The organism is Bacteroides sp. OM05-12 (genome assembly GCF_003438995.1).
Lineage (GTDB): Bacteria > Bacteroidota > Bacteroidia > Bacteroidales > Bacteroidaceae > Bacteroides.
On record NZ_QSUN01000031.1, the window covers coordinates 25,242 to 34,410 of the forward strand.

The window sequence follows — 9,169 nt, forward strand, 5'->3', positions numbered from 1 at the left end:
GCTTGGGTAAGATAAGGTTTAAGTTGTCACTAATTATTTTCTATTATCAATTTCTTGGTTAAAGTCTTATCGCCACTGATTATTTTAACCATATATACACCGGTATTTAAATTGGTAACGTCAATTGATGAAACGGGCTTATCATATTCACTTTTTAGCATCCCGCTTACGTCATATATAGACAGTTTGTCATATTGACCATCAATATATAGCCGGTCTTTAACAGGTATCGGATACAGTGTTACCTCTTCATCGGTTACATTTTCAATACTACTTCCTGAAATTTCAAAGTTAATGGTGGATATTGCCGTAGATTCTGTAGCATATACGGCTTTTACGCCTGCGGTATGATTACCGTCTTCTAACTTTGTGAACAGATAGGTAGTTTCGTTTTGAGTCGCTACTTTCTTGCCGTCCAGATAAATTTCATAAGTATGATGACCAATGCCATTCGTTGGGCTTATATAACCTTCAGTTTGAGTACCGATATAAATATCGTCAATTAAGAGAATCATTCGATGCTCTGAAACACAATTAATTGTTACATAACGTGCTCCTGCAGGGATTGTATAGCTGTATGGAGTCCAATAATCATCTTCAATATCAATAGGAGTTTGAGTCAACCAGATAAAGTCAGTTTCTTCTTTGCCGGTGAATGAATATCCTATTCGTATTTTATCATAATTGTTTTCACTTGCTCCGAATGAATAGGCATAGAATGAGAAAGTGAAATCATCCGGTGTATTCAGTTCGGGAGAAATGATATAGTCATTATTAACAGCGTGAGAAGCACTGTAACAAGCCAGAACTTTGTCACCGCTATGAGGAACTATTGTTCCTTCCAGTGATGGCTTGGTTAAAGCCGGATTGAAAATTATATAAGCCATCGGACTATTCATACCCGGATGTACGATATCTCCATGAGTCAGTGTTGACATATTAATTGTCGGTGCACCATCACCATCAATATAACTCCAACCTATGCTTCCCGGTGAGTTGATGGCAAAATCCTGATGCGATTCAAAATCATCGGATATCTTGAAGCTATTCCAACTGAACATGCGTTCATCTGTCTTTTCCGTATTCTCAATTTTTAGCTTATTCGGAGTCACAATCTTTTCTTTTAACTGAATGTTTTCCTGATATTCGTTATTCGTAGAATAATCTACCTTTTTGGTATATGTTTCACAACCTAATGTCATTACGGACAGTTCATAGTTGTCTTTCCAAACACCGGATAGAACTGCTTTTCCTGAAGCATCCGCTTTACCGGTATAACGATTGTCCGTACTTGACAATTGAACGACTGCTCCTTCTGTTGAAGCTCCTTCAAGGTTGGTAGAGAGAGTGACCGTAATAGTTGTAGCCATATCTTTCCCTGCTTTTCCTGTTATAACGGCGTCAGATACTTTGTTGCCAGTATAAACCGCTTCTACTGCATACTTATAAACTCCTTTGGATAAAGTGCTCCAACTTCTGTCCTGATAAGTTGATTCGTTAACAGGTTCAGTGGTTAATAAGTTCCAGTTATCAGGTGTTTTTTCATCGGTTTCCTTAAAACGGTATACATTATAAGCAGGATGATAGGTCTCTTCCGTTTTTTGAGTATTTGAGATGTTTGATTTTGTTTCAACCGGAGTATCCAATAATCTTGTCTCTATTTTACATACGGAACTTCCTTTTTCCATTGGAATTTGTCTTTGCATTGTCTGGTTCGCAGGAACAATCCGTTCGAACTCAGGCCCTACAGGTACTCCTTCTGCCCGTAGCATGAAATTTTGTTTCATTTCATCTCCACCACTCTCATTCTCAATATAACTAAACGGATATAACGTATAATCTTTTGAGCCGCATTGAGTTCCTGCATGGAAAGGGTAATCGGAACCTGCACCGTCATCAACACCCAAAGATGCGAAGCCGTCGCAACTTAAAGCAATAACAAAACCATTCGGACATTCTACCGGTTGTTCGAAGGTATGTGTCATCCATTTATCCGTTTTATTTAAAACGTTACTTGCATGATAAAGAATCTTATTATAAGGTTCTCCATTTTCATCCAGATCAAAAACAAATATGTCTACCGTATCATGGTCGCGGTATCCATCTTCCACTGTGTACCACGACATGCCTGTTAATATAGCTGCCTGTCGGTATACACTACCTAACACCTTTAACAGATTTGTTGCTTCCATTCCTCCATTATATCCTCTGACTCCTCTTACCGTACCATCATCGTAGCGGAATGTTTTTATATCCACCGGTTCTTGCCACATAACCGTAGATTTCGTATTATCGGCGTCTACTTTTACACCGGTCGGTGGCAATAGTTTGTCTTCCAACTGCAAATCACCTAATACCATATCTTCATTTACACTAATCTGCCGGGTGAATTGTTCATGCTTTATCTTGAATGCAATGAACTGATAAGAAGCATTGTATACATCTGGAATTTCAAACGAACCGTCTTCCTTACTTCGGGTTTGATATGTTTTGTATCCGGTTAGTCTGACAGCAGCGTCTGCAACCGGTTGGTTTCTTGCATCTACTATCTTACCGGTTATTTTAGATGTTCCTCTGAGGAATAATGAATAATCCAGTGTCAGTGAAGCTAATTCCTCTACGGTGACTTCTTTCTCGATAGTGCTGTAACCTTCTTTATCTACTATACAACTGTAAGTACCTGCAGCGATATAAGGGATTTCATAATTACCTTCGGCGTCTGTTTGGGCAGATGTGATTATTTTGTCCTCTTGCTTATAAGAAATGGTGACTCCTTCTATCGGTGCTCCATCACTGATAATTTTTCCCCGTACAGAGCCGGCGGTTGTTTCTTTAACTTCCAGATAAGTCAGTCGTACTATTTGCTTTTGTTCTGTATCGGTCGAGTTTACCCGTATACCAATATGATAATTACCATCTTCTCCAAATACCGGCAATAATATCTGTTCTTTTTGGAAGTCTGTATTTGTCAGTGTTCTTTTTCTAATCATTTTTTGAGACTCTACAGTGCTTTCTTTGCCAATGCTTACTTCCAATTGAGTTATATCCAATTCTCTGATTTGCGAATCAAAAGTAACTTCATAATGTTTCCCTTTTTCTAGTTTGATAGGTGGTGAAATGATCCAGTCATCCGAATCCCATCCGCTGAAAAATGCAGATCCCGGTTTAGATTCAGGGAAAAATAACGATAATAAATATGCGTCGAAATCCCACATAAAATCGTCTTCATTAGCATCGATTATCGTCCATAAATCACTTTCATCAGGATAGATGAAGTTTGTTTGATACGGTATAGAGCAATATTCTCCGACTTGAATATGTTCTGATTCAGCTATTTCCCCTTTACCGTCGGCGGTTTGGGGCTCAATCCGATAGTAATAAGTTTTCAGATTCGTCAGATTATTTTCGGTGTATGTTTGCTCTGCAAAATTGCTTTTTACAACCGTACTGTCCGGGAAACGGACTATATTGTAAGTTAAGGTTGATTGATCTATCCATCCGCCGGATACTCCTTTTTCGGGTGATTCCCACGTGAGTTCTATAGAAGTTGCATTGGTTTTTGATAAGGTTATGTCGGTTACGGCATCAGGAACGTCACGTCCTACAAAACCGGTAACGGTAGCAGGAGCACCTTCGCCTGCACTGTTAAATGCAACAATTTTATAGGTATTGAAACCATTGGGTACATTCGTTTCCTTGAATGACATGGTTTGGCCTTTGGTTGGTGATTCATAAGTTTTCACCAATTCGTCGTTTCGGTAGACTTCTACTTTGGTAATACTTGATAACGGATCTTCATTAATGGTTAGTTCCGGATTCTTCCAACTTAATGTCGCCTCATGTTTTCCTCCGGTTTCAGGGGTAAGCTTTAAATTTTCGGCGGCGGCGGGCGCATTAAGGTTATTTCTTAAAAATGGAATATACATCCCGGATATTTGTGCGTTTTCTCCCAATGTACCTAAATCAATTGCCTCTTTATTCTGAATGTCTATTTTTATCAGATTTCCTTCATAATCTTTTGTTGACAGTGCCCAATATAGACTCCCGTCCGTATGGTCGAATTCCATGGATTGGCGTAATTCTACTTTGGGTATATATCCTGTTTCGAGAATCTTTTGCTCTGTTCCGTCCTTTTTATTCAGCTCTACCAAATATCCGTTTTCTTTTATAGCATATAAGTGACCATCATAACTGGCAGCCAAAGAACTGTACATTGCGTTCAATATGGCTACATCTTCTGCATATCCGTCAGTCAGCCTTATTGTGACCAAGCGTTGTGCATAGAAGTTATCTTTGTTGCTGGTTATCAGTCCATACATGGTATGGGTAGAGTAGTCGTAGGTCATATCGTAAGGCTTTATGACCTGAAGCCCTGCCGTATAGTAATCCGATAGAATTGTTTTCTTACCTGTACTTAGGTCTATTTTATCGAATTCTGTGGCAATAGACGCATCAGTCCCGTTGAAGTAATAATAAGTACCGTCTCCATAGGCACCACCAACTAGGTTTTGGAAATTGATGTAGTCCGGATTGTCGGGGAATAATACAGTGGTTGTCGACAGGTCTTTTAGATTAAATTCAACGAAACCTTCATCGGAACCGTCGCTTGCCAGTTGGAAGCCATAGATTTTCTTTGTCTGATATGCTTTCGGGTAGTAAGCGGGAGCTTTTTTGAGACGAGGCTGTTTGTTTTTGATCTGACCGGAGGCTTTTGTCCGGTCTTGCTTAACTGTTTGTTTAAGATCAGACGGGAGAGTGTTCCCGGTTTCTGCAAATGCAAAAGTGACGGAAATTAATATTCCCACTACTAATGATAGTAAAAGATACTTTTTCATAGGCTTTGTATTAATTGATTAAATAGCGTATTTCAAATGTAATTCAAAATAGATTCCAAGAAATAAAGTGTGATATCAATTAGAGCATTGTTTAAAGAGAAATAGATGTTGTATTATAGTATTACTTTTTTTACAAAGACATCTTTCCCGTTATATACTTTTATGACATAGATGCCCTTTAAGTTATTTACAGGAACGGACAAACCATCCAATACATTTTCAAAATATACGTCTTTGACTTTTTTACCATCCAGACCGAACATTTCTACGCGTGCAGGAGTGGTGGATTCCGTGTTCCATGAAATAAACAAATTGCCGTCTATAGCATAAGCTTTAAAGGTATTATCTACATCTTTTGTCGTTTCCATTCCATTGATAGAAGCATTGTATCCCATATCTTTAGCTTCAATTTTATCTGCATTCCAGATTTCGCCTGTAATCCGGTCTAACAGCAATACTATTACTTCTATGTTTTTCTTGTGCATAATGTTTTTAGGAGTAGGGAATGTGTATTCGTATAAAGTTTCCTTATCTTTTTCTATTGTTTGTGCGATACTTTGTTCTATACCATTAAATGGAGTGATAAAACGTGCCACTTCTTGGTATGACATCTCGGATGCGGGTACCGGATCGGGTAATGATTCGAATCCTCCCATTCTTCCTCCTGCTCCGTCGGCATAATAATTTGTTTGATTATAATCAGAACTTGTTCCTTTTACATCGTTTTCAATGACAACAAAAGTATAACGAAAATTCAGATTTGCACGATCTGCATTAAATGCGAAAGATGAGGAAACATTCACTCGTATGAGTGTGCTGTCTTTGTCGCCAAATTCAGCCTTTTTAATTCTTACAGAAGCGATAGAAGGTTTTATGATTTCTTTTTTGTATTGACTTTCAAGGGTAGGAGTCGATGGATCTAAAGTTTCGGAACGATTGACGATGGCAATAGGGAAACCGCTAACATACGGAGTTATACCTTCTATATATTCATCAACCCGCATAATGTCATCATGTACGGCAATACCGATAAAGTCATCAGGATGTTTTTCTTTCATTGCTTTCATACCGACGATGCCACGTGGACAGTAACCGCACCAAGTACCGGTACCTTCTTCCACGACAACCTTTCTCGAATAAATTGAACCTATCCGAAATAAAGCGGAATTGATAGTTTTCACAATTTCGTTTGCGGATTCATCCGTATAAGTTGCCGTAATCGTATAGTTTGCAGATTCTCCCTCTGCTGGGGCAGAGATTCCGGTAAAGATGACATCTTGTTTTGCTCCTGAAGCTAACTTCAATTTTTCGATATTCTTTGTAAAGGTATCATTATTGATGTTCAGTGTCACTGTGATATCATGTTCGAAACTAAGTATTTCATTGTTTATCAGAGAACACTTAATGTTGATCTTTTTGTCACTATTCAAAACATTTTTAGTTGTATTTATAAGATCGACAGACTGATGTAATTCTCCTACAAAGAAGTCGTCCATCAATAAAAATGATTTGTCCGTACTATTATTAACTACTGCAATGTAGATTGTTTGACCGTCATATTCTTGCAAAGGAACTATATGAGTATAAATATAAAGTTCCTTGTCTTCCCCCTTATCGCTTTGATAGAGAACTTTGGCATCCGTGAAATCATTTAAGGTTTGCCCTTTGGTTGAAACTAATATTTTATAGCCGTCTTTCTTTTTTGTAAAATTCCCTACTTTCCACATGAAGTAGGCGTTGGGAGATTCAATATGAATAGCAGGTGTCACAATCCAATCGTTAGAAGTTCCCGCCGGTGAGTACGAAGAAGTGCTCATGATAGAAAGGTTTGTCGGATCGTTTTCAAACGCTCCGTACGAAATCCATGGTTTGCCGACTTCGAACCCCATTCGTTTAGCTTCATCAGAAGGGGTGTTGCCGTCTTCATCATATAAAGCAAAACTTTTGGGAATTCCATTATTGAAGTCACAAGAGAAAAATGTTTTTTGTGCATTTACGGATAAACACACGATCAATGCGAACATAAAGGAAGTAAATTTTCTCATAATCATTTGTTTAAAATTAGATATATCCAAAAATATACAGAAAAGGATGTTTGAACATGTGAGATGATATAATATTCATCTCATGTATCTTATATTTTATTGAAAATCAATGATATGTAAGAAAATAATAAGAAAGAAATATGATATGGAATCAGATGTTTTTCAGGAATTGCGAGATAGAAAAGTTCTCGGGCACATCCATCTTTTTCCTTATTTTAGAGCGTATATTGTTAATACTCTTTTCTGAAATATTGAGTACATCGGATATTTCTTTGGTAGTATAGTCGATTAACAGCATGGTACAGATTCGTTTCTCCGAATCAGAAAGATCCGGGAATTTTTCATTGAGGCGTGATATATATTCACTGTAATTCGTATCTATATAATTATTGATTTTGTTTTTAGTTTCGTCCAATGTGGAGTTTTGAGCCATAGAGGTACAAACACCGGCTAAAGATTGTTTGGTTTCCGTATCTTTGCAATGATAATTAATCTGTTTTAATTTTACGTATAGATTTGCAACCATTTTCTTCAACTCATAATAATAAATAGCCATGTTGGTCAGTTCGTTTTTCTTGTTTTTCAGCTCTTCATCCAAAAGGTGAACTTTGGAAGCAACCAACTTTGCATTTGTTTTGATTTTGATAATAACGATAGCACTGATAGTTATGATGATAAGTAAAATAAGAATCAAACGCTGTTTGTTCCATTTGTTTTGTAGGATAAGATGATCGATTGCCGCGTTTTTTTGTGATACTTCATAGATCACTTCCATTTCTCCGATTCTTTTCTTTACTTCCGTTCCTTCTATCGAATCGTGGAGATTGAGTAGTTCTTCGCAATATTTGGTAGAAGCTTCAAAATCCTTTTCTTCTTTGGTTAGTTCGATTAAAATACTGAGTGTACATGATAAGACTTCGGAATTTTTATATCGCTTTGCTTGTTCGTAATTCTTTTCTAATATTTTCTTCGCTTCCGCATATTGCTTTTTGCTATAAAGATATTCACCGATTCTATATTGAATAAAAACGCTGTCTTGAGGTGTAATATAAGCGATGGGAATAACGGATCGCATACTGTCTATTAACTGAATGCCTTTTTCGGGGTTATTGTAACTCCAATAGGCATTTGATAGGTTTAGCATTGTAATTTGCATTGTCCTGTATTCCTTCCGAATTTCGCTCATTTTATAAACTTTATTCAGTACCTGAATACATTCTTCGTATTGTTCATTTTTACCCATGGAAATAGCCATTGTTCCCAAACTTCGGATCAGGGAAGTCGTATCTTTCTTATATTCATAATAAGCGATAGCTTCGTTTAAGTATTTTCGTGCATTATAAATGTCATCCAGATTTGTATAAATAGCTCCGCAGAGTCGTTTGGCTTCTGCATTTCTATCCATATCGTTTAATATTGTACTTAGTTGTAGCGCTTTATGAACATATTCTAATGCCATTTGGTATTGATAAAGTATAAACAAAGCCCGTCCGGTATCAATATAACCGGTTAATATAAGAGATTTATCTTCCAATGCTTCTCCGATTTCTATTTCCATACGGGCACAGCGTAATACATTTACAGGAAATTGTTCACGGTTATTCTTAATGTAAGTATGGCAAGAGTCGTATCTTGCTTTCAGAATATCCTTTTGAGGTGTCGCTGAAATAGAAAAGCTATATAATAAGGTGATAAATAGTAATAGGTTCTTCATTTTTTGTCAATATATGGTTTGTGTTATGACTAATGCTATAATCAAACATATGCAAATATAGATTAATTCTTATAACTATTGAATTGAAATGAATAATTTTCTTTTCTAAAAAAAGACTAACGCTTTAGAGTTATGAAGTATAAAAATATCTGTTTCCTTTGAAAACGCAGGAAAAGAATTGTCTTTGTTTAATAAAGATAGGGTTCAAATAATGTGTCTGATATGTAAATGAGGATTTTGATTCTAGCCTATCTGATTTTAGTGTGGGTAACAGAATGATATACAGATAAAAATTTAAAAGGAGAGTTGCCTCTTTTTAATTTTTCAACTGAACTATAAGAAAAGAGAGACAAGACCTACTAATTTCAGATATGTAGGTTTTGTATTACCTATAAATAAGTATAGCTTTTCACGACAATAAAATTATTGAGGACTGGATTATTTTATTCCGGGGGTATTGTCAGTTTGATTCCTTTGTTTTTCCGTCTGCTCCCTGATTGCCGGATGTCACTTTAGGGATGTTATTTCCCGTTGTTTTAAAATTATCCAACTTCCATATCTTTTAAGAAATCGCC

3 protein-coding genes are annotated in these 9,169 nt (G+C 36.7%); all 3 read right to left on the reverse strand.

What is annotated here, in order from left to right; all coding sequences use genetic code 11:
• Positions 1–29 precede the first annotated feature (29 nt).
• Complete coding sequence (locus DXB63_RS16140) at positions 30–4,835, reverse strand: carboxypeptidase regulatory-like domain-containing protein (protein WP_122127416.1); 4,806 nt, start codon at positions 4,833–4,835, stop codon at positions 30–32.
• Between the two features lie 113 nt (positions 4,836–4,948).
• Complete coding sequence (locus DXB63_RS16145) at positions 4,949–6,880, reverse strand: T9SS-dependent choice-of-anchor J family protein (protein ID WP_158563696.1); 1,932 nt, start codon at positions 6,878–6,880, stop codon at positions 4,949–4,951.
• 151 nt (positions 6,881–7,031) lie between these two features.
• Positions 7,032–8,594, reverse strand: coding sequence for a LuxR C-terminal-related transcriptional regulator (locus DXB63_RS16150; RefSeq protein WP_122127418.1), 1,563 nt, complete (start codon positions 8,592–8,594; stop codon positions 7,032–7,034).
• Positions 8,595–9,169: the final 575 nt, after the last annotated feature.